General features: G+C 38.9%; 17 protein-coding genes. 9 read left to right on the top strand and 8 right to left on the bottom strand.

Features of this window, described 5'->3' with window-relative positions:
- The first annotated feature begins 1 nt into the window (after position 1).
- Positions 2-622 (top strand): peptidylprolyl isomerase, encoded by a 621-nt coding sequence (locus H5120_RS04960; protein WP_002958906.1) that lies wholly within the window; start codon positions 2-4, stop codon positions 620-622.
- 49 nt (positions 623-671) lie between these two features.
- On the top strand, positions 672-2,051 hold the full coding sequence (locus H5120_RS04965; protein WP_182673778.1) for an AmpG family muropeptide MFS transporter: 1,380 nt from the start codon (positions 672-674) through the stop codon (positions 2,049-2,051).
- A 70-nt stretch (positions 2,052-2,121) separates the two neighbouring features.
- Here the strand turns inward: H5120_RS04965 and H5120_RS04970 are convergent, their stop codons facing one another.
- Positions 2,122-2,361: a helix-turn-helix domain-containing protein gene (locus tag H5120_RS04970; RefSeq protein WP_002958908.1), complete on the bottom strand. Its 240-nt coding sequence runs from the start codon at positions 2,359-2,361 to the stop codon at positions 2,122-2,124.
- A gap of 446 nt (positions 2,362-2,807) precedes the next feature.
- Here H5120_RS04970 and H5120_RS04975 point away from each other — a divergent pair, with 446 nt between their 5' ends.
- Complete coding sequence (locus tag H5120_RS04975) at positions 2,808-2,996, top strand: hypothetical protein (protein ID WP_024596569.1); 189 nt, start codon at positions 2,808-2,810, stop codon at positions 2,994-2,996.
- Positions 2,997-3,045: 49 nt separating this feature from the next.
- Here H5120_RS04975 and erpA read toward each other — a convergent pair whose 3' ends face one another.
- On the bottom strand, positions 3,046-3,384 hold the full coding sequence (gene erpA / locus H5120_RS04980; RefSeq protein ID WP_002958911.1) for an iron-sulfur cluster insertion protein ErpA: 339 nt from the start codon (positions 3,382-3,384) through the stop codon (positions 3,046-3,048).
- Between the two features lie 321 nt (positions 3,385-3,705).
- Here erpA and H5120_RS04985 point away from each other — a divergent pair, with 321 nt between their 5' ends.
- The 5 genes from H5120_RS04985 to H5120_RS05005 all read left to right on the top strand — a co-directional run bounded on the left by H5120_RS04985 (position 3,706) and on the right by H5120_RS05005 (position 10,303).
- A complete protein-coding gene (locus H5120_RS04985; RefSeq protein WP_002958912.1) occupies positions 3,706-5,388 on the top strand; it encodes a chloride channel protein in 1,683 nt (560 codons plus the stop codon).
- Positions 5,389-5,403: 15 nt separating this feature from the next.
- Positions 5,404-5,838: a CopD family protein gene (locus tag H5120_RS04990; RefSeq protein WP_182673779.1), complete on the top strand. Its 435-nt coding sequence runs from the start codon at positions 5,404-5,406 to the stop codon at positions 5,836-5,838.
- Positions 5,839-5,952: 114 nt separating this feature from the next.
- Positions 5,953-6,969, top strand: a complete 1,017-nt coding sequence (locus H5120_RS04995; protein WP_002958914.1) for an aspartate carbamoyltransferase — start codon at positions 5,953-5,955, stop codon at positions 6,967-6,969.
- A gap of 33 nt (positions 6,970-7,002) precedes the next feature.
- Complete coding sequence (gene hemL / locus H5120_RS05000) at positions 7,003-8,283, top strand: glutamate-1-semialdehyde 2,1-aminomutase (RefSeq protein WP_024598294.1); 1,281 nt, start codon at positions 7,003-7,005, stop codon at positions 8,281-8,283.
- Between the two features lie 178 nt (positions 8,284-8,461).
- The gene (locus tag H5120_RS05005) at positions 8,462-10,303 is read left to right on the top strand and encodes a methyl-accepting chemotaxis protein (protein ID WP_182673780.1); all 1,842 of its coding nucleotides are present in this window, start codon (positions 8,462-8,464) and stop codon (positions 10,301-10,303) included.
- A 65-nt stretch (positions 10,304-10,368) separates the two neighbouring features.
- Here H5120_RS05005 and mrcB read toward each other — a convergent pair whose 3' ends face one another.
- The 4 genes from mrcB to H5120_RS05025 form a co-directional block, all read right to left on the bottom strand.
- Entirely contained in the window at positions 10,369-12,711 is a 2,343-nt protein-coding gene (gene mrcB / locus H5120_RS05010) for a penicillin-binding protein 1B (protein WP_024604976.1), read from the bottom strand.
- A gap of 150 nt (positions 12,712-12,861) precedes the next feature.
- Positions 12,862-14,091, bottom strand: coding sequence for an ammonium transporter (locus H5120_RS05015; RefSeq protein WP_149594178.1), 1,230 nt, complete (start codon positions 14,089-14,091; stop codon positions 12,862-12,864).
- 10 nt (positions 14,092-14,101) lie between these two features.
- Positions 14,102-14,440, bottom strand: coding sequence for a P-II family nitrogen regulator (locus H5120_RS05020; protein ID WP_004587162.1), 339 nt, complete (start codon positions 14,438-14,440; stop codon positions 14,102-14,104).
- Between the two features lie 211 nt (positions 14,441-14,651).
- Positions 14,652-15,875 carry a diguanylate cyclase domain-containing protein gene (locus tag H5120_RS05025; RefSeq protein WP_182670815.1) on the bottom strand — a complete coding sequence of 408 codons (1,224 nt, stop codon included), beginning with the start codon at positions 15,873-15,875 and terminating at the stop codon, positions 14,652-14,654.
- A 364-nt stretch (positions 15,876-16,239) separates the two neighbouring features.
- Here H5120_RS05025 and H5120_RS05030 point away from each other — a divergent pair, with 364 nt between their 5' ends.
- Complete coding sequence (locus H5120_RS05030) at positions 16,240-17,757, top strand: S10 family peptidase (protein ID WP_182673781.1); 1,518 nt, start codon at positions 16,240-16,242, stop codon at positions 17,755-17,757.
- A 39-nt stretch (positions 17,758-17,796) separates the two neighbouring features.
- Here H5120_RS05030 and H5120_RS05035 read toward each other — a convergent pair whose 3' ends face one another.
- Together H5120_RS05035 and H5120_RS05040 are read right to left on the bottom strand one after the other, a co-directional pair.
- A complete protein-coding gene (locus H5120_RS05035) occupies positions 17,797-20,028 on the bottom strand; it encodes an ATP-binding protein (RefSeq protein ID WP_182673782.1) in 2,232 nt (743 codons plus the stop codon).
- Positions 20,015-20,824, bottom strand: a complete 810-nt coding sequence (locus H5120_RS05040; RefSeq protein ID WP_182670812.1) for a phosphate/phosphite/phosphonate ABC transporter substrate-binding protein — start codon at positions 20,822-20,824, stop codon at positions 20,015-20,017. The genes H5120_RS05035 and H5120_RS05040 overlap by 14 nt, the downstream gene beginning before the upstream one ends.
- Between the last annotated feature and the right edge of the window lie 4 nt (positions 20,825-20,828).

Raw genomic sequence — 20,828 nt, forward strand, 5'->3', positions numbered from 1 at the left:
TATGAAACGACTTTTTTTAATCTGCTTAGGCCTATTCTTTAGTGTAAGTAGCTTAGCAGCCCAAGAAGGCCGCTTTGTGCAAAAGGACAACATTTTTCCACGCGTAGAAATTGTAACGTCAATGGGTAGCATCGTGGTTGAGCTGGATCGCTCTAAAGCGCCCATCACAGTCAATAATTTTTTAACTTACGTGTCAGACAAAAGTTATCAAGGCAGCGTTTTTCACCGTATTGAGCGCGATGTAGAAAATGATCGCGACTTTGTTATTCAAGGTGGCGGTTACGATAAAGACTATGATGGCCTACATGAAAATGACCCTATTTTTAATGAAAGCGGTAACGGTTTAAAAAACGATATGTATAGCATTGCTATGGCATATCAAGATAGACAACCGCACTCAGGAACTCGCCAATTCTTTTTTAATATGGATAATAACGATCACTTAAATCCAGGGAAAGATTGGGGCTTTGCAGTATTTGGTAGCGTAATGGATGGTTACGACACGCTTGATAAAATTATGACTGTTGAAACCGGTTTTAATGAAAAAATTGGCTACGATTTCGTACCTAAAAAACCTGTTGTCATCTTAAACATTAAAGTGCTTGAACAAGTCCCACTATAATTTTTTAAGAGCAGCTTAGCTGCTCTGCATCAAAGCCAATGAAGGCCCTATGAGCAAATCTCTCTCTATTAGCGAATATTTTTCTTACTTTAAAGACAAACGCTTAATCCACATTTTCATATTTGGCATGAGTAGCGGTTTTCCGTGGGTTTTAATTGGCTCTGTTATGTCTGCTTGGCTAAAAGATGAAGGGCTAAGTCGCAGTATGATAGGCCTATTTGGCATTGTATTTGGCGCTTACAGCATAAACTTTTTGTGGTCACCACTCATTGACCGTACAAAACTTCCTATTTTATATAAATGGCTAGGCCAACGTCGCAGTTGGATACTATTTTGCCAAAGTTTTATTTTTATTGGCACCTTGCTATTAGCAGGGCTTGATTTAAAAGCTAATTTGGCAATTGTTGCTGCGATTTGTTTATTAATCGCCATTGCTTCGGCTACTCAAGACATTGCTATTGATGCCTTTAGAATAGACACCCTAAGCGAAAGCGAATCACACAAAGCAACCGCTGCAGCCGCAATGGCAACTTCGGGTTGGTGGACAGGTTATGCACTTTTAGGCGCCATTCCATTTTACATGGCCGATATCCCCTCACTCGACTGGCCACAAATTTATTACTTTTTAGCTGCCGTAATGCTGCTGTTAATGAGTGGAGCACTGTTTGCAAAAGAGCCCGAAACTAACCGCGAAGCAGTACATGCTGAACTTGAGCGTGTGTACCTTGAAAAACTGTCCTCTACAAAACAAACTCCTTTAACAAAAACTGTTGCGTGGCTTGCGGTAACCGTTATTGATCCCTTTAGAGCTTTTTTTACTAAAAATGGCGTTAAAACAGCACTAGCATTACTTGCGTTTATTTTCTTATTTAAAATAGGCGAATCGTTTTTAGGGCGCATGTCGATTGTGTTTTATAAAGAAATTGGTTTTAGTAATAGCGATATAGCTACATTTTCGAAGGTAGGTACAGCGGTACTTACAATCATATTTACCTTTGTTGGCAGTTTATTTAATCAAAAATATGGCATTGTTAAGGGTTTATTTGTAAGTGGTATTGCAATGGCTGCTTCAAACTTAGCCTTCTCGTGGATTGCTTTAGTTGGCCCTGACCTAAGGCTGTATGCCTTTGCTATTGTTATTGATGGCTTTACGCAAGCGTGGTCGTTGGTCGCTATGGTGGCCTTTATATCGATGTTATGCGATAGAGCATTTAGTGCAACGCACTATGCATTACTGGCGTCATTAGGGAATTTAGGACGAACATTGCTTTCAAGCTACAGTGGTGTAGTAATTGATGATTGGTTAATGGGAAATTGGTCGCTGTTCTTTATTTTAACAGCCTTAATGGTTTTACCTTCGTTGATATTTTTATATCTGATTAGGCATAAGTTGTATGAGCTTGAGAAGAATTACCACAAAAATATTTAATGCATCCCTGCATTAACATATTGCTTAGCACTATCAAGTGCCCCTTAAAGTGTACTAAGCAATTATTGAGTTAATCTACTTTTAGCAAGCTAAGTGCTTCATGTGGATCAACTTCTAGAGCTGTACAATAGCGAACAAACTCAATTACATCTAAGCGGCGTTCTTGATTTTCAATCTTGCCGATAAACGAATGAGGCGTTCCAAGCACTTGTGCTAGGCTTCGCATTGTATGACCCTTTTCATGGCGCTTAGTTTTAAGCCACTTTGTTAGCTTTGCATTTTCTTCAGAAGAAACTGTTTTGCCCATCATTTTACATCTCCTACTAGATGATTTGACGTACCCATTAAAGCAGTAGTTTCCATCAATAGCCGTAGGCAGGTAAGCAGTCATACTTTCAATAGCAAGCTATTGCTTAATAAAGCATGTGTTGCTACTCACTCCACCAACACAGCTAAAAACTACGCTAATAATATGGTAAAGATTTGTTTTTATTGAGAATGAAATTTTGCCCGTCTCATTCTTGGATACATTATATACTATTAACACTTTGGTTAAATAATTAATTACATACTCGGTACAAAATCAACCTGAACGAACATTTATAAACACTGAATATTTGACCTAAGTTATCAGAAAATATTAAAAAAATAATATTACCTTCATAAAACAGCTTAAAAATATTTATAACATATTTGTTCCATTTTAATGTTACACGTTTATTATTAAGCAATAATTTGCACTAAAAAGGCCAAGTAATGTTCAGACTTCTTTTTTTATTACCTATCGTGTTGTGTTTAGGTTGGTACTTTTTTTTGCGCCACAACGGCGTACCAATTAAACAAGGTAAAAAAGGCTTTATGTATATTTTAGCGTTTTCAGCCTTTGTGCTCGGCTTTTTTGTATTGATAATGCAAATTACCGAATACGCACCAACTGATTTGTAGGCATTAAAAAAGCCGCAAAAGCGGCTTTATTCTATTTAGCGTTTGGCTGTTAAACGCTAAAGCTTGCACCACAACCACAAGTTGTTGTTGCATTTGGATTAGATACAAAAAAGCGTGCGCCTTCTAATCCTTCAGTGTAATCAACCTCACCATCAACCAAATATTGAATGCTCATTGGATCAATAACGAGTGTTACACCATTTTTTACAATTTCTAAATCGCCAGGATTCGCTTTTTCATCAAAAGTAAAACCATATTGAAAACCAGAACAACCACCGCCTGTTACATAAACACGCAGTTTTAAGTCTGGGTTTTCTTCTTCGTCGATTAACTGTTTAACACGAACAGCAGCTGCATCGCTGAACTTAATTGGTAATTCTTCAGACATTTTAAAACCCTCAATATCGCAATGGCGTGATTATCTAATACCCGAGTGTTTTAATCAAGTATAGTAAAACAACTCTTTCCTCTAAGTTATATCTATAAATTAGTAGAAAAGTGGCCAAACATTAACTAGCTAAAATAATACTTAAGCAAACTAAAAGCGACCTTTATACGCTAGAAACTCATTAAATATTTTAGTTATAAGCAATAGGTCTTAATCTTCACTGCAAATTGTTAATATAAGTTACGAAAATTTCAAAATCACAAGGACTTAGCTAAACTCTTTTGCTAAAATGCTGCTGAAAAATACAGCGAGGAATTATGCATGTGGCTTGAGCAACTCAGGCGTCGGCTGGCAAAACCTAAAACATCTGTACAATTATGCTTATTAGGCGTAGTTGCCGGATTAATTGCTGCATTTTTTATTATTTTATTTCGCTTAACCATTCTGTTTTTCCAAAGCTTATTTTTAGAAACACCTGACGACTTTACTACCCTACCAACACTTGAACGTGTACTAATGCCTTTAGTTGCTGCATTACTAATAGCCACGTTTGCTGCCTTTACTGGGTTTAAACATTACCGCTTGGGTATCCCCTTTGTTATACACAGAATTAAACGTCACTACGGGCAAATGCCTTTATACAATACGGTTAATCAATTTGTTGGTGGCGCACTTGCTCTCATTAGCGGTTTTTCAGTTGGCCGAGAAGGGCCTTCCGTGCATATGGGCGCAACTGGGGCGAGTATTTTGGCAGATAAGCTGCATTTACCGCATAATGCCATGCGCACTCTAAGTGGTTGTGGAGTAGCGGCAGGTATAGCCGCGTCGTTTAATACTCCACTTGCAGCCGTTATTTTTGTAATGGAAGTGGTACTTCGTGAATATAAAGTACATATATTTGTACCTATCATGCTTGCCGCTGTTACTGGTGCACTGGCAACACAGTTTGTTTTTGGTGAAGGTTCAGAGCTTGCACTCATTACCATAGCGCCATTGAGTGGTTGGCATTACCCTTATTTAATATTATGCGGCATGGCGCTGGGTGCTATTGCATTTAGCTTTAATCAAAACTTAATGCTAATTATTAAAACATTTAAACCTTTAAGTATGTTCCCTCGTTTATTAATTGCAGGATGCATTGCCAGCTTAATAGCTTACGCAGTACCTCATGCTATGGGCTCTGGTATGAGCGCAATAACTATCGCGGTTGAATCTCCTGATGACGTAAAGCTACTCACAACTATTTTAATCGCTAAACTACTTGCTACATTGTTTGCTATCGGTTTGGGTATACCAGGTGGTTTAATTGGTCCGGTAATTGGACTTGGCGTATTAATTGGTACTCTAATGGCTTTTTTTGCTCAGTTTATTAGTCCTGGCACTGATATAGCGGGTACTTATGGCGTGTTAGGTATGGCCGGATTAATGGCCGCCACGTTGCATGCGCCACTAGCTGCTTTAACAACGGTCATGGAGCTTACATCGTCACCTGAGATAATTGTTCCAGCTATGCTTGTGATCACCACGGCCTATGTAACAGCATTACAGTTTTTTGGAAATCGCTCCATATTTTTGCAGCAACTAGATTTTCAGGGATTACCGTACCATGTATCTCCCGCTACCGAAGCATTACAAAAAGTGGGGATAATGGATGATATGGATGAAGACTTTAAATTGCTTTATTCTGACGACAAAGTGCAAATAAAAAGCACATTAGATGCCATGGATAGCCAAACTCCGTTAATTGTTTTTGACGAAGAAAATGGCTATCGTCTCGCTGAATACGATTTAACGCTAATGTCTAATGAAACAATAAATATAAATTATATTAGCTTGCAGGGCATCAGTAGTCAGGCCACCCTAGCCGATGCTTTCGATATCCTAAAAGATAAAAGAAGTGGCGCGCTTTACGTTTATAACCTTTTAGATAATCAACAAATTATGGGGCTATTACGCTGGGATCAAATTCATCATATTTTAACCATTCGTAACAGCTTACTTTAAACAATAAGGACTATTATGAGCGCATTATTGATTTATAAAACACTCCACATATTTTTTATGATTGCGTGGTTTGCCGGTATTTTTTACTTGCCTCGATTATTTGTATATCACGCTATGAGCGAGGAAAGATCATGCAACTCTATGTTAAAAGTTATGGAGCGCAGACTACTTTTTTTCGTTACCCCATTTGCTGTATTAACCGCTGTATTTGGTGTATTGACCATTGTTGAATATGGTCGTGATTGGTTTAGATACAGTATGTGGTTGCACTATAAGCTAGTGCTTGTGATCATATTATATATATACCACGGCTACTGTTTTAAGTTATTAAATGACTTTAAACATGACCGCAACACTAAGACAGACCGCTTTTACCGTATTTTTAATGAGCTCCCAGTTATTGCGTTGCTCATCATAGTGGCGCTTGCGGTAATAAAACCTAATTTATAAGCTTTGCGGCGCATGTTAAACTTCGCTGCAATTTACAATACTTGCTTTAACACGCGCGATTGCGTGCTCCATTTATGGATTATCGCGCCCATTTGATTGATTAGGAATAACCCCATGTTAAGTTTCCAAGGTGAGCATATACTGTCTGTAAATCAGCTAGACAGAGACTGCATTGAACGTATTTTTGCAGTAGCAAAAAAAATGGAGCCTTATGCTAAAAAGCAAAAGCAAACTACGGTGCTAGAAGGCGCTATTTTAGCTAATTTGTTTTTTGAACCAAGCACTCGTACACGAGTTAGCTTTGGCACCGCCTTTAACTTACTTGGCGGTGGCGTACGTGAAACTACAGGTATGCAAAGTTCAGCCCTTGCTAAGGGTGAGTCTCTTTACGATACCGCCCGCGTTATTTCAGCTTATGCTGACGCTGTTGCTATGCGCCATCCTGATGCAGGCTCAGTAAGTGAATTTGCTGATGGCTGTACTGTGCCGGTTATTAATGGCGGCGACGGCCCAAATGAGCACCCTACTCAAGCATTGCTTGACTTATTAACCATTGAGCGCGAATTACATCGTTTTGGTCAAAATATTGATGGTATGCATATAGCGCTTGTGGGCGATTTAAAGTATGGCCGCACAGTGCATTCCTTATCTAAACTATTGTGCCATTATAAAAATGTAAAGTTTTCGATGGTCGCGCCTGACGGCTTACAAATGCCAACAAGCATTTTAGATGCAGTAGAAAATGCTGGCCATAAAATTGAGCTAGTAAATAAGATGGAAGGCAATTTAGCAGCCGATATTGTTTACCAAACACGTATTCAAGAAGAGCGTTTTCCTTCGCAAGAAGAAGCAAATAAATACCGTGGCGGCTTTAGGATTAGCCAATCTATCTACAGCGCTCACTGTAAGCCTAACTCTGTATTAATGCATCCTCTTCCACGTGACAGTCGCTTAGAAGCCAACGAGCTTGATAACGACTTAAACAGTAACGACAATTTAGCAATATTTCGCCAGGTACAAAACGGCGTATTAATTCGTATGGCACTGTTTGCTTTAACACTCGGCGTAGAAAACAAAGTCGATAAGTATGAAGTAGACGTACCTTGGTTTAGCCGCAAACGCGACAGCTAACCCCCTTTTAAGTGACAATTTATAGGATTTTTCATGACAATTAGCCAAGACTTATTTGAACGCGCCCAAGCTTCTATTCCTGGTGGCGTAAACTCACCAGTTCGTGCTTTTAATGGTGTAGGCGGTACGCCACTATTCATTACAAAAGCAGAAGGCGCGTTTACATTTGATGCCGACGGTAATCGTTACATTGATTATGTTGGCTCTTGGGGGCCTATGATCATGGGCCATAACCACCCTGCAATTAAACAAGCCGTACACGAAGCTGTAGAAAATGGCCTTAGCTATGGCGCACCAACTGAAGCCGAAATATTAATGGCTGAAAAAGTAAAAGAGCTAGTTCCATCAATCGAAAAAGTACGCATGGTTAGCTCAGGCACTGAAGCAACAATGAGTGCAATTCGTTTAGCACGTGGCTTTACCGGTCGCGATAAAATATTAAAATTTGAAGGTTGTTACCACGGTCACGCTGACTCGTTATTAGTTAAGGCAGGCTCTGGTGCGCTAACAATGGGTGTGCCTAATTCTCCAGGTATTCCTGAAGACTTTGCCAAGCATACACTTACAGTTTCGTTTAATAACCTAGATGAAGTAAAAGCTATTTTTGCAAAATACGCAGACGAAATTGCCTGTATTATTGTAGAGCCAGTAGCCGGTAACATGAACTGTATTCCACCAGTGCCTGGCTTTTTAGAAGGTTTGCGTGATGTGTGTGACGAATATAAATCAGTACTTATTTTTGATGAAGTAATGACAGGCTTTCGTGTTGCACTTGGCGGTGCACAAGCTTATTACAACATTAAACCAGATCTTACATGTTTAGGTAAAGTAATTGGCGGCGGCATGCCTGTTGGCGCATTTGGTGGCAAAACAGAAATAATGGATTACATTGCGCCTGTAGGACCTGTTTACCAAGCGGGTACTCTTTCTGGTAACCCTATTGCGATGGCTGCAGGTTTAAAATCACTTGAGCTATTATGTGAGCCAGGTCTACACGATAAGTTAGAAGCTATTTCAAAAGCAATTTGTGAAGGCTTTGAAGCTGGTGCTAAAAAAGCCGGTATTGCGCTAACAACTAACTATGCTGGCGGCATGTATGGATTCTTTTTTACTGATGCTGAAAAAGTAACGACCTACAAACAAGCTACTGAGTGTGACCTAGAGCGCTTCAAACGTTTTTTCCACCTTATGCTTGAAGAAGGTGTCTACCTTGCTCCATCAGCATTTGAAGCTGGTTTTGTATGTGCTGCGCATACTGAGCAAGAAGTAAAAGACACAATAGCGGCGGCAGAACGCTCGTTTGCTAAACTTTAAGTTAAAATTACTTTTTATATTTTATAAGCGCTTGTTTTTAAAGTGTGTAATTAAGACTAAAGATTGAAAAAAGCCCGAAAGGGCTTTTTTTATTTGTAAAGTATTATAAATGAATGATAATTAAGCATAACAAGGTCTATTCACCTTTACCCTAATTACAAAAATACAAGAGAGCCTTATGTCAGGATTACGTCAATTTTCTTTTCCCGCTATCCAGCTAATGGCAAATTTAAAATACAAAACTAAAATCAGCTTAATGTTTGGAATTTTACTCGTTCCTCTTGCTCTTAGTTTGTTTTTTTTAGTCTCATTATTAAGTGACAGTATTACTGTTTCAAAAATGCAGCAGCAAGGCCTAAAAGGCTACAGACCTATACTTTCAAACTTGATGCAAGGTGATATAAATCAAAATATAAAAATAGCCCGTTCACTCGGCTTTGATATAAAAAACACTCAAGCAAATGAAGTACTTGAACTTGTTTCTATTCAATCAAATCTAGCCTTAGACAATCAATTAGCAAGCGCTTATGTAAACCGCTCTTTAGTCACGCCAGTTCCTGCACTTATAATGCAAATAAACTCAACAGCGCAAAGCGCTAATACTGTTTTAGCTAGTAATCGTTTTACGCCCGATACGTTTATAGCACTTTCAAATTTTAGTAAGTCACTTCCTTTATACGAAAAACAACTCGATAAAATACTCAATGTAGCCACCAATGCAGATAAATCAGTAAACAAAGCGCTCATGCCTCCTTTAACTAACTTACACAGTGCTGTGGGTGCATTCAAAAAAGCGATAGATGAAAAACTACTTGAGCCAGATGACATTTTATTAACTCAAGCAGAGTTCACTAAGCTAACAAACAACGTTCACAGCAGTATTAATCAACTTGTTAGTAAGAGCATTCCAACACTTGAGAGCCTTATTGAAGCAAAACTACAGACTCAACAGTGGACACGAAATCTTGTTTTAGCTGCTTCATTGATTAGTTTATTATTTGCATTTTATTTAATGATAGGCTTTTATTTTGCGGTTGTTGATACCATTAATCGCTTTGCTGATGCCGCGAATAGAGCCGCGAATGGCGACTTAAATGCAACTATCGATTCAAGCACTAATGATGAAATGGGAATTATTGCATCGCGTTACAACGCATTACTTAACGCATTTTCACACTTATTATTTGATGTTAAAACCAGTACAGAAGAGCTATGCGATGCAACTAAATCGCTGTCACATGCGAGTAGCCAAACAAGCAATGATGTTTCAAAACAGCAAATTCGAGTAAACGCTATTTATAATGCACTAAGCGATATGGCTCAAAATGCACTTGCAGTTGAAGAGTCAGCGCATCAAGCTACGCTTACCGCGCAAGATGCTTCTGCTCATGTGAAACAAGGCTCAGATAATACAATGGAGCTTGCTAAATATATGCAAGACCTACAAATTGAATTTGCAGAGAGCCAACAAGCGCTCGATAAACTAGCACAAGATAGCCAAGAAATTAGCAAAGTAAGTAAAGGGATCAGTGAGATAGCAGATCAAACAAACTTGCTTGCACTTAATGCCGCTATTGAAGCCGCACGAGCCGGCGAGCATGGTCGTGGATTTGCCGTTGTAGCCGATGAGGTAAGAACACTTGCTCAGCGTACACAAACGCAAACCCAAGAAATTCACCAAATTATTAGTTCCTTACAACAGGCATCTGACGACACTCAGCAAAAAATGCGCTCAAGTGTTGAAAAAATGGAGCAATCAGTAAAAGCAGCCAATCAAACTAATGATGTATTGCAAAGTGCAGAACAAAGCATGGGTGATATTAAACATCAGGGTGAAGTTATTGCAGAGCGTGTTAAACAGCAATCTAATGCCACAACACAAGCATTGAATGATTCACAAGAGGTAAGTAATTTAGCAGATCAGACGCTAACATCAGCTCAATCAACGCTGCAAGATGCACAGCAGCTAAGTCGCTTATCTAATGATTTAACCAAATCAATGCAGTTTTTTAAATCTTAAGCGTTAACTACAACTCACAACAAAGCCGCTAAATAAGCGGCTTTGTTGTTTAAAGTAATCTTAAATTAACGTATACACTGTGGTCTTGGCTCAAACTCACTCGCTCTAAGTGGTAGCTGAATCACCTTGCCACATCCTGGTGGTGCCTGCTTACCCGTTTGCTCATTTACAAATGCCCAGCGTATTGATGGTGGACGAGTATCAGCTATTGCTTGTGGGTTGAGTGGCTTTAAGTAACGAATATACGCTTCTAATGCGCCTACACTGCCTGTTAAGCCCGTGCTTTTGTTGTCATCTCGGCCAAGCCACGCAACAGTCACTGTATTTTGATCAAAACCTGCAAACCAACTATCACGTAAATCGTTGCTGGTCCCTGTTTTACCAGCGAGCTGGATTGACGGAAAGTGTAAATTTAAGCGTTTAGCAGTGCCGTCTTTCGTTACGCGCTTCATTGCATATTTAGTCATATACATTGCTGACTTGTCAAAACGAGGCTCTGCATTTACTTTATGCTTATAAAGTACTTTACCAACAGAGTCAGTTAATGCCGAAATTGCAGTGAGCTTTTTATATTCGCCATCTGCAGCAATTGTTGTATAAAGCTGAGCCACTTCAAAACTCGACATTTCAACAGCCCCTAAAAGCAGCGATGGGTATTCGTCTATCGCCCCTGTTGCGCCTAAACCTTTCAATGTATTTACTACTTTATCAACACCTACATCGAGGCCTAAATTAACCGCTGGGATATTTATACTGTTACTAAATGCTTTATAAAGCGCAATTGCACCACGGTATTGGTGGTCAAAATTTTCTGGTTGCCACACTTTACCTTGCTCATTTGTGACCTGTACTGGCGAGTCATCAAGCAAAGTAGCTAAATTATAATGTGGCAATTGCAGTGCGGTTAAATACACGGCAGGTTTTACAAGCGAGCCTATATTACGTTTCGTGTCTAAAACACGGTTAAACCCTGAATATCGAACATCGCGACCAGCAATAAGTGCAGAAACACCGCCTTTTTCTACATTAACAGAGATCATGGCTGCTTCTAGTTTTTCAGTTCTAGGGCGATTTTCCAAGTACGGTAAACTCTTTTCAATCGACTCTTCCATTGCTGTTTGCTTTTGCAAGTCAAAATAAGTAAATACTCTTACGCCTGCATCAAGTGTTTGCTGATCAGGTAATAATTCATTTAACTCTCTGTTTACTAGCTCTAAATAGCCTGGGTATGATTTTTGTAAACTGGCTTTCATTGGCGCAATATCAATTGGGCGATTAAGCGATGCACGGTACTCTTTTGTGCTAAGTAACTTATTTTCGACCATTAGACGCAGCACTAAGTCCCTGCGCTCCATTGTGCGCTCTTTATAACGACGTGGGTTGTAATAAGATGGGCCTTTAACCATTGCCACCAGCAGAGCAATTTGATCGTACTCAAGCTCGTCTACAGGCTTTGAAAAGTAAAAGTCAGAAGCAAGCCCCATACCATGGATACCTTGGTTGTATGACTGCCCTAGGTATACCTCATTTAAGTAAGCTTCTAATATCTGATCTTTTGAATAGCGATAATCTAAAATAAGGGCAATAAAGGCCTCATTTATTTTTCGTACTAAAGAACGCTCACGCGTGAGGTATATATTTTTAGCTAATTGCTGAGTAAGCGTACTGCCACCTTGAACGGTGCGTCCCGCTTTAATATTTGAATAAAGCGCACGTAAAATAGAAAACACTGATACACCATGGTGATCATAAAAATCACGGTCTTCAACTACCAGTAGCGTATCTTTAAGCATGGCTGGGAACTTATCTAGCGGTACAAATTCTCTATCTTGTTTAGAGTCGTTGCCAATTCGCGCTATTTGCACAGGTTCTAGGCGAGCAGAGTTTAAACGCCTGCCGAACTTATCCTTAATGGTTGCAACTTTTTGCCCTGCAAAACGAAGCTCGATAATATGTGATTCTTCAAGACCATCATAAAATTCAAAATCACGGCGATAGATCTTGATGCTATCTGCTGTTTTAACAAACTGCCCTGTTCTGCTTAATCTATTAACAGATGAATAATGTAAACGCTCTAACTCAAACACAACTTCTTGGCTAGATAAAAATTGCCCCGGATAAAACTCCATAGAACGAGCATACACTTGTGCTGGAAGTTGCCATTTATTACCTTCAAATATACGTGTTGTTTTTGAATCTAGATAAATGAAATACATTGCCATTGCAATAAAAACAGCCAAGCTGAATTTCCAGAACACTGACCATGTTTTTCTCATAAAAGAGCGTTTTACAGTGGGCTTCACTGTTTTTTTACTGCCCTTTGATGTGCTTTTTTTTGTCGTGCTTGACGATTTACTAGCACGTTTAGCTGCGGGTTTGCTGGTAGGTGTTTTTTTATTGTCGGCCATTTAAGTGTAATTTATTCCAAGGGTTATTCACGAGTGTGAGCTTAGCATATTGGGCATACCCTAACATCCGAAAAGTTAACCCTCCCTGAAACAAAAAAAGCCCTACCGAAGTAGGGCTTTGTGTAAACACACTATTATTTAAATAAACTATTAGCTATTTCGAACAGAAACAAACTCTGGGTAGGCTTCAATACCACAATCGTGTTGATCCATACCGTTTAGCTCTTCCTCTTCAGTTACTCGTATACCCATTGTTTTGTTAAGCACTGTCCAAACAATAAATGATGCTACAAATACAAAGGCAAGAATACAAAGTAGGCCAATTAACTGATTAACAAAGCTTGCATCACCATTGGTTAGCGGTACTAACATAATACCTAATGCACCACACACACCGTGTACAGAGATAGCACCTACTGGATCGTCAATCTTAACTTTATCAAGTGCTATAATGCTAAACACAACTAATGAGCCACCAAGTAAACCTAGTAAACATGCCATTAATGGAGAAGGTGAAAGTGGGTCAGCAGTAATTACAACTAAACCTGCTAATGCACCGTTTAATACCATGGTTAAATCTGATTTGCCCCAAAGTACCTTACATACAAACAGTGCAGCAATAGCACCCATTGCAGCAGCTGCATTAGTATTAAGTAATATTTGACCTACCGCTGTTGCGTTTTCTTTATCCGAAAGTAGTAATTGAGAACCCCCGTTAAAGCCAAACCAACCCATCCATAAAATAAATGTACCTAGTGTAGCAAGTGGTAAGTTTGAACCTGGAATCGGGTATATTTCACCGTTTTTACCATATTTGCCTTTACGAGCACCTAGGATTAATACACCTGCTAGTGCAGCAGCTGCACCTGCGCCATGTACAATTGCAGAACCTGCAAAATCTACAAAGCCCATTTCAGATAAGAAACCACCACCCCATGTCCAGTAACCTTCAATAGGGTAAATAAAACCAGTTAGTACTACAGCAAAGCCAAGGAAAGCCCATAGCTTCATGCGCTCAGCAACAGCACCCGATACAATCGACATAGCCGTTGCAACAAATACTACTTGGAAGAAAAAGTCAGATTCTAAAGAATGGTCAGCATCAGCAGCTTGTGTGCCAATTAAAGCGCCTATTGAAGGAATAAAACCACCTTCGGCATTGTCTACATACATAATGTTGTAGCCAACTAATAAAAACATCGTACATGCAATTGAATACAGCGCGACATTTTTAGTTAAAATTTCAGCTGTGTTTTTAGAGCGAACTAAGCCCGCTTCTAACATGGCAAAACCTGCTGCCATCCACATTACTAATATACCTGATATTAAAAAATAGAAGGTATCGAGTGAAAACTTTAGTTCTATTATTGTATTTTCCATGAGACCCCCCTTAAATTGCTTCTTCGTCAAGTTCGCCAGTACGGATACGAACAATTTGATCTAAGTCGTACACGAAAATTTTCCCGTCACCGATTTTACCTGTTGATGCAATTTTAGTGATTGCTTCAACAACGCGTTGACAATTTTCAGTACGAGTTGCAATTTCAAGTTTGATCTTAGGAATAAAATCTACTTGGTATTCTGCACCACGATATAACTCAGTATGACCTCGTTGACGTCCAAAACCTTTAACATCAACTACTGTCATCCCCTCAATTCCTAAATCAGCGAGTGCTTCACGCACGTCGTCTAATTTAAATGGTTTTATGATTGCACTAATCATTTTCATAGCGGCCCCCTCGGACTCTTTATTGTTATCCTGTTGGGTTAAACAATCCAACCTTTGTGCCACTATTTTTATATTTTTTAAAACAATAAGTTAGTGAAAAACAGAAACTAAATAACAAAAAAAACGCACCAATTAGGTGCGTTAATTTAACAAGTTATCTACATTGGTGCGTGCAATATATTAATTGCATGCTTAGCTTTATATAACAGAGCTATACCACGCAGTTTCTACCTTGGTTTTTAGCTTCGTATAATGCTTTGTCAGCAACACGCATTGCCTGCGTCAAGCTAGTGTCTTGAAAGTCTGCCAAGCCTATACTTGTAGTAATTTTAATTGATTTATCGCTGATAGAAAAATCGTAACTAGCCAGCTTTTTTCTAAATGCTTCAAGGTATTCACGACCACGTTCAAGCTCTATCTCAGGTAATATTATGGCAAACTCTTCTCCACCAACCCGTGCAACTGTAAACTTTGAAAACGTAGTACGGATTAATGAACCAACCTGCTTTAAAGCCTGATCGCCACCCTCATGGCCTAATGTATCGTTAATATTTTTGAAAAAATCGATATCTAACAATGCGAGAGTATTTTTCTGGTTTTTACTTTTAAGGAGCTTTTCTGCATATTGATAAAAATAGCGTCGATTATGAAGCCCTGTTAAATGATCCCTATGCGCGCTTTCTTTAATATCTGAAATTAACGATAGTTGCTCCATTGTTTGAAGTACTCGACAATGAAACTCCTCATTCATAAATGGCTTTGTTAAAAAGTCATTGGCGCCATATTTAATAAATCGCGCTGATAGGCCATGTTTCCCCGCGCCCGACAAGCCAATAATTGCTAAGTCGTCTCGGCCTCTAAAGTTACGTACCGCTTTTACAAGTTCAAAGCCATCCATAGAAGGCATAGCGTAGTCGGTCATAAGTAGCTTTATATCAGGATTAGCTTTTAATATTTCGAGTGCTTGTTGTCCATCGTGGGCATCTGTCACATCAAACAATTGCTTTTCAAGCATTTGCTTCATTAACGAGCGGCTCAGTAATGAATCATCTGCTACTAATGCTTTACAACCTTGGTTTCTTAGCAATTGCGCAACGAGTTTAACGGCGTAATGGTAAGAGTCGCGATTATCTTTAATAACATAATCAACTACACCTAATTCAAGCATTTGTTGGCGCTTGTACTCATCTATTTTTGAGGTTAAAACAACCGTAGGAATCTTTTTAGATAAAGTATATTTTGCGACTTCACCGTGAGGAGCATCTGGCAAGGTTAAATCAACTAACGCAAGCGTGTAGTCGTATTTTTCTACGTAAGTGGCACATTCAGCTAAAGACCAAGCAAAATCGATTGCCACATCAAGGTATTGTGCAGTTAAGTGGCGAAGTACCTGCTGCACTACTTTACTGTCTTCAACCACTAATACTCTTTGCATAAAGCTTCTCTTTACCTTTAATTAGTTTTACCACAAAACGACAAATACCACGCAATTACTGCAATAGCATTAGTCATAAACATCCGGTGTAGAGTGCACTTATGTGCTTGAAAGCGTAATCCGTTAGATTTTTTTGGTGATAGCCTGTATAAAAAATCAATACAAGTAGGCCGCAATATACCTGAATTTTGCAATTAACTAAATAAAGAAAGTAAATCCAAAATAACTATAAAAGCGATTAATACGCGTCTTTCAATATATTAATACCTTACTTAACCAGTATTATCGGCCACTAGTCTCAATACTTTTGTTATTTAACTCATTTTTATCTTTAATGATGTATCAACAATAATAAGGACACCTAATGAAGCTTAGTCGTATTATCAGTTTACCGATAACAGTTATTGCATTAATAATTAGTACAAGCACGCTTGCCGATAACCAACGTCGTATTGATGTAGACAGCAAAGTAGTTACCCAACATAAGGCTAAAATTAATGGCCAGCGTTTTAGTTATACCGTAGCTACAGGCACACAACCTGTATGGGATGATAAAGGCGACGCGGTTGCTACACTACAATACACCTACTACACACGTGACAAAGTTGACGACAGGACAGCTCGCCCATTACTTATTTCATTTAATGGCGGGCCGGGTTCGGCTTCTGTATGGATGCATCTTGCTTATACTGGCCCTCGCGTATTAAAAATTGATGACGAAGGCTATCCAATTCAACCTTATGGCGTAAAAGACAATCCATATTCTGTACTTGATATTGCCGATATTGTTTACGTAAACCCGGTAAATACTGGCTACTCACGCGTACTTGAAAACGAAAAAGGCGAACTGCCTTCTAAAGCAAAACAAAAAGAGCTATTTTTTGGTGTTAATGCCGATATTAAATACCTTGCTGAGTGGTTAAATACTTTTGTAAATAGAGCCCAGCGCTGGCGCTCGCCTAAATTTTTAATTGGTGAAAGCTACGGTACAACGCGTGTGTCTGGACTCGCTCATGAGCTTCAAAACAGTCAGTGGATGTACATAAACGGTGTTGTTCTCGTATCACCTACCGATATTGGTATTAAGCGCGATGGCCCAATAAAAGCTGCCAACCGCCTACCTTACTTCGCTGCAACTGCTTGGTATCACAAAGCACTTAAAGCCGATTTACAAGCTAAAGACTTAGACGAGCTATTACCAGAAGTTGAGCTGTTTACTGTAAATGAGTTAATCCCAGCGCTTGCTAAAGGTGGTTTTATTAATGCTGATGAAAAGCGACGCATAATTACAAAAATGGCGCACTACGCAGGCTTATCTGAAAAGTTTGTTGAGCAAAATAACTTAGATATTCCAACTCAGTTTTTCTGGAAAGAGCTACTACGTGAACGTGGTCAAACTGTGGGTCGCTTAGATTCTCGTTATTTAGGAATAGATAAACGCGACGCAGGTGAATCCCCAGACTACTGGGCTGAACTTACCTCTTGGTTACACTCTTTCACTCCTGCAATTAATCACTACTTACGTGAAGAGTTAAACTATAAAACTGATGTAAAATATAACTTATTTGGTAATGTCCATCCATGGGATAGAACCGGTAATAATACAGGCGAAAACCTACGTTTAGCAATGGCACAAAACCCTTACTTAAACGTGATGATCCAATCAGGATTCTTTGATGGCGCAACCAATTACTTTGACGCTAAATATACGTTATGGCAATTAGACCCAAGCGGTAAAATGAAAGACCGTTTGAGCTTTAAAGGCTACAGAAGCGGACACATGATGTACCTTCGCCACGCTGATTTAGAAAGCTCTAATAACGATTTACGTGACTTTATAAAGCACGCTTTACCCAAAAAAGGGCAAGCGGCTAAATACTAAAATACCTAAAACAAAAAATGGCTCTTTAAGAGCCATTTTTTATGTGCGTTTTTCATATCGTAAACAATAGCTTTTAAGTTGTGTGACTACAGCGTTAAAGCGCTCTTCCAGCTGCTGTATATATTCATTTTTGACTGTTTCGTTTTCTGCCTGCGTTTCTATCTGCTGGCATATATTTGCCAACTCAATAGCCCCCACAGACTTTGAAGACGACTTTAATGCATGAGCCTGAAAAGCTAAATCAACATAGTTTTTACTCTTAGCATAAGCGTTAGCTAATTTAATTTGCTCCCCTGCTGTTTGTAAAAACGCATTAAATACCATGCAATGTACGCTAGGATCATCACCAAGCATTGCTTTTAATAATGTGATATCTAGTTGATCAAAACTATCTGAAGCTATATTTTCACCATCTGATTTTTCTGAACGTGTATTGACCATAGTTTGAGAATGCTCCATCAATAACGACTTTAATTTAACAAGCTCAATAGGCTTTGTTAAAAAGCCATTCATTCCACAAGCATAACAATTATCTATGTTGTTTTTGGTAATGTTGGCTGTAATTGCAATTATAATCAGTTCATCAAAATGAGTGTTTTCGCGTATTTTTTTGGCTAACCCTAACCCATCGAGTAAGGGCATTTGAATGTCGGTTAGTAAAATATCAAAGCGTTTATTTTGTATGGCCTCCCAAGCTTGCTCACCGTTACTTACAAAAGTAGAGCACATTCCAAGCATAGTTAATTGCTGTTTTAACACTTGCTGATTTGTAACTTGATCTTCTGCCACTAAAATCTCAAGCGTAGGAAGCGTTACCGCATTTAAGCTTTGCTGTGTTATTTGAGGGGCTTGCACTTGTGCTGGCAAGTCAGTTTGATTAAAACTGTTAAAGTTTAGCGTAAAACAAGAACCTTTGTGCTGCTCGCTCTGCGCGCTCAAAGACCCTTGCATACGCTCTACCAGCTGCTTAGTTATCACTAAACCAATACCGGTCCCATTTACTTTACTGGTTTCAGCTCCTAAGCGGTCAAAAGGTTTAAATAGGCGAGAAATGTCATCTGGAGAAAATCCACATCCGGTATCTATTACATCTATTTCGCATTGTTTATTACTTAACACCCGACAATTAATATTAATGCTGCCATTTGGTTTGTTGTATTTAATCGCATTTGAAAGCAAGTTAAGCATCACTTGTTTAAAGCGGCGCTGATCAATATAAATACTCAATCCTTCTAAGGACTCAAAACCGTGAGTTTGCAGTGTTATTGATTGCCCTTTAATAAGCTCAGTGACAAGCTCTACTGACTCTTCTAATATGCTTTTAATAGGCACATAAGAAAAACTAAACTGCATATTACCCGACTCAATAGCCGTTAAATCAAGCACATCGTCTATGAGTAATAGTAAATGCTCTCCAGCTTGATAAATGCTTTTCGCGTTTTCTTTTTGTACTTTATTAGCACTCTCATCATATCCATACAGCTGGGCTAAGCCTAAAATCGCATTTAATGGAGTTCTTAATTCGTGGCTCATACTGGCCATAAAATCTGACTTTGCTTTACTTGCAGACTCAGCTTGAATGCGTAATGCATTTAATTTTTGATGGTTATTCGCAACCTCATCAACCATATTATTAAATGCATTTATTACACTGCCCACTTCATTTTGTTGTTGTTTATCTATATGGCAATCAAAGTCGCCTTTGGCTAAACGTGAAAACCCAAGTTTTAGCGTCCTCAAAGGCGATGTAACCCTGTAATCCACCAGCCAAGCTAAACCTATAAAAACGATAACTAAAATAATAAATTGTATATATATTAAGGTGTAATGAAGTTTTGAAGATTCGTTAATTTCATTCGTAAAATTAACAACCAAGCTAATATTAGCCAGCGGTTTGTCTAAAAATACCACCTGTTGAGATAACAGCATGTCGCCGTTTTCATTTGCTCCAACCCAATTATCAAGCGGATACAATTGGTTTTTTGAATCAACATCAACAATTTTAATACTTTTCCAATTAGGGCGAGTTTGAAGTTGACTGTCTATCTCTTCATATAGCTCTGCATATTGCCTAGTTAACAACGGAGTCGTTATAGAAGTCGATAACTGCGCTAAAGAACGCTGAGCAGCCTTTGAAAGGCCATCGTTTACCCAACGCGCTTGCTCAGGTAAGGCGTAAAACATAAAAAGACAGGCCATAAGCAAGCCACAAAGCAATACCACAATAAAGCTTTGCGCCCTTAGGCTACGAAACCCTCTAATTTTCAACATAAAAAGAGCGCAACCCCCACTGAGTTAACTGCTGATACTCAGCTAAAGTTGCAATACTAGGTTTAATAATTGGGATACCTGCAAGTAAATGTTTATGCTCTGCGCTTTGCCCTATATCTAAAATAGCTTGTTGCACTTTTAACTGTATTGCAGCATCAACCCTTGGGTGGGCGACAATTGGGTGGCGACTAATTTCACGCGTTTTATAAAGAATTTTGAGTTTGTTTTGTAAGCTTTCTGGTTGTTGTTTAAATGTGCCCATTACACCACCGCCCGCCATTGTTGAGTGCAGTGCAACATTTAAATATACCGATGGATGAGTTTGGACATATACAGGCTTTATTGTTAGCCCGTATAACAATGCTAAATCAGCTCTCATTAATAATGACGCACCTAATGCGTTAGGTGCAGGGAATGCTATTTCAGCGCCCTCTAGTTGGCTTAAATTATCAATATCACTGTCTTTGTTTACGAGTAAAATACCTTGCAGCTTTCGCCCTGCATCTTTTATTAGTGGTAAATATCCCTGTTTTTCGTATGCTACAACACTATGCCATGGGTTCATGTATGCAAAGTCGTACTCGCCATTAGCAAAGGCTTTTTCAAATACAGGAATAGACTCAACTGTAATTAGCTTTATTGTTACTCCTGTTTGCTTACTTACTTGCTTTAACAAAGGTTGCCAAATAGTATTTAGCTTTTGCGGCTCGTATTGCGGCACTACACCAAAGGTATATTCTTGAGCTAATAAGAATGAGCTGTGTATCAAACATAATATAGCCACTAAATACTTCATCAAT

It is taken from the genome of Pseudoalteromonas sp. SR43-2 (assembly GCF_014163885.1).
GTDB lineage: Bacteria > Pseudomonadota > Gammaproteobacteria > Enterobacterales > Alteromonadaceae > Pseudoalteromonas > Pseudoalteromonas distincta.

Bases quoted from the DNA above. Each gene is read 5' to 3' on its own strand.
- H5120_RS04960 (WP_002958906.1), top strand. From the start codon at position 2: ATGAAACGACTTTTTTTAATCTGCTTAGGCCTATTCTTTAGTGTAAGT.
- H5120_RS04965 (WP_182673778.1), top strand. From the start codon at position 672: ATGAGCAAATCTCTCTCTATTAGCGAATATTTTTCTTACTTTAAAGAC.
- H5120_RS04970 (WP_002958908.1), bottom strand. From the start codon at position 2,361: ATGATGGGCAAAACAGTTTCTTCTGAAGAAAATGCAAAGCTAACAAAG.
- H5120_RS04975 (WP_024596569.1), top strand. From the start codon at position 2,808: ATGTTCAGACTTCTTTTTTTATTACCTATCGTGTTGTGTTTAGGTTGG.
- erpA (WP_002958911.1), bottom strand. From the start codon at position 3,384: ATGTCTGAAGAATTACCAATTAAGTTCAGCGATGCAGCTGCTGTTCGT.
- H5120_RS04985 (WP_002958912.1), top strand. From the start codon at position 3,706: ATGTGGCTTGAGCAACTCAGGCGTCGGCTGGCAAAACCTAAAACATCT.
- H5120_RS04990 (WP_182673779.1), top strand. From the start codon at position 5,404: ATGAGCGCATTATTGATTTATAAAACACTCCACATATTTTTTATGATT.
- H5120_RS04995 (WP_002958914.1), top strand. From the start codon at position 5,953: ATGTTAAGTTTCCAAGGTGAGCATATACTGTCTGTAAATCAGCTAGAC.
- hemL (WP_024598294.1), top strand. From the start codon at position 7,003: ATGACAATTAGCCAAGACTTATTTGAACGCGCCCAAGCTTCTATTCCT.
- H5120_RS05005 (WP_182673780.1), top strand. From the start codon at position 8,462: ATGTCAGGATTACGTCAATTTTCTTTTCCCGCTATCCAGCTAATGGCA.
- mrcB (WP_024604976.1), bottom strand. From the start codon at position 12,711: ATGGCCGACAATAAAAAAACACCTACCAGCAAACCCGCAGCTAAACGT.
- H5120_RS05015 (WP_149594178.1), bottom strand. From the start codon at position 14,091: ATGGAAAATACAATAATAGAACTAAAGTTTTCACTCGATACCTTCTAT.
- H5120_RS05020 (WP_004587162.1), bottom strand. From the start codon at position 14,440: ATGAAAATGATTAGTGCAATCATAAAACCATTTAAATTAGACGACGTG.
- H5120_RS05025 (WP_182670815.1), bottom strand. From the start codon at position 15,875: ATGCAAAGAGTATTAGTGGTTGAAGACAGTAAAGTAGTGCAGCAGGTA.
- H5120_RS05030 (WP_182673781.1), top strand. From the start codon at position 16,240: ATGAAGCTTAGTCGTATTATCAGTTTACCGATAACAGTTATTGCATTA.
- H5120_RS05035 (WP_182673782.1), bottom strand. From the start codon at position 20,028: ATGTTGAAAATTAGAGGGTTTCGTAGCCTAAGGGCGCAAAGCTTTATT.
- H5120_RS05040 (WP_182670812.1), bottom strand. From the start codon at position 20,824: ATGAAGTATTTAGTGGCTATATTATGTTTGATACACAGCTCATTCTTA.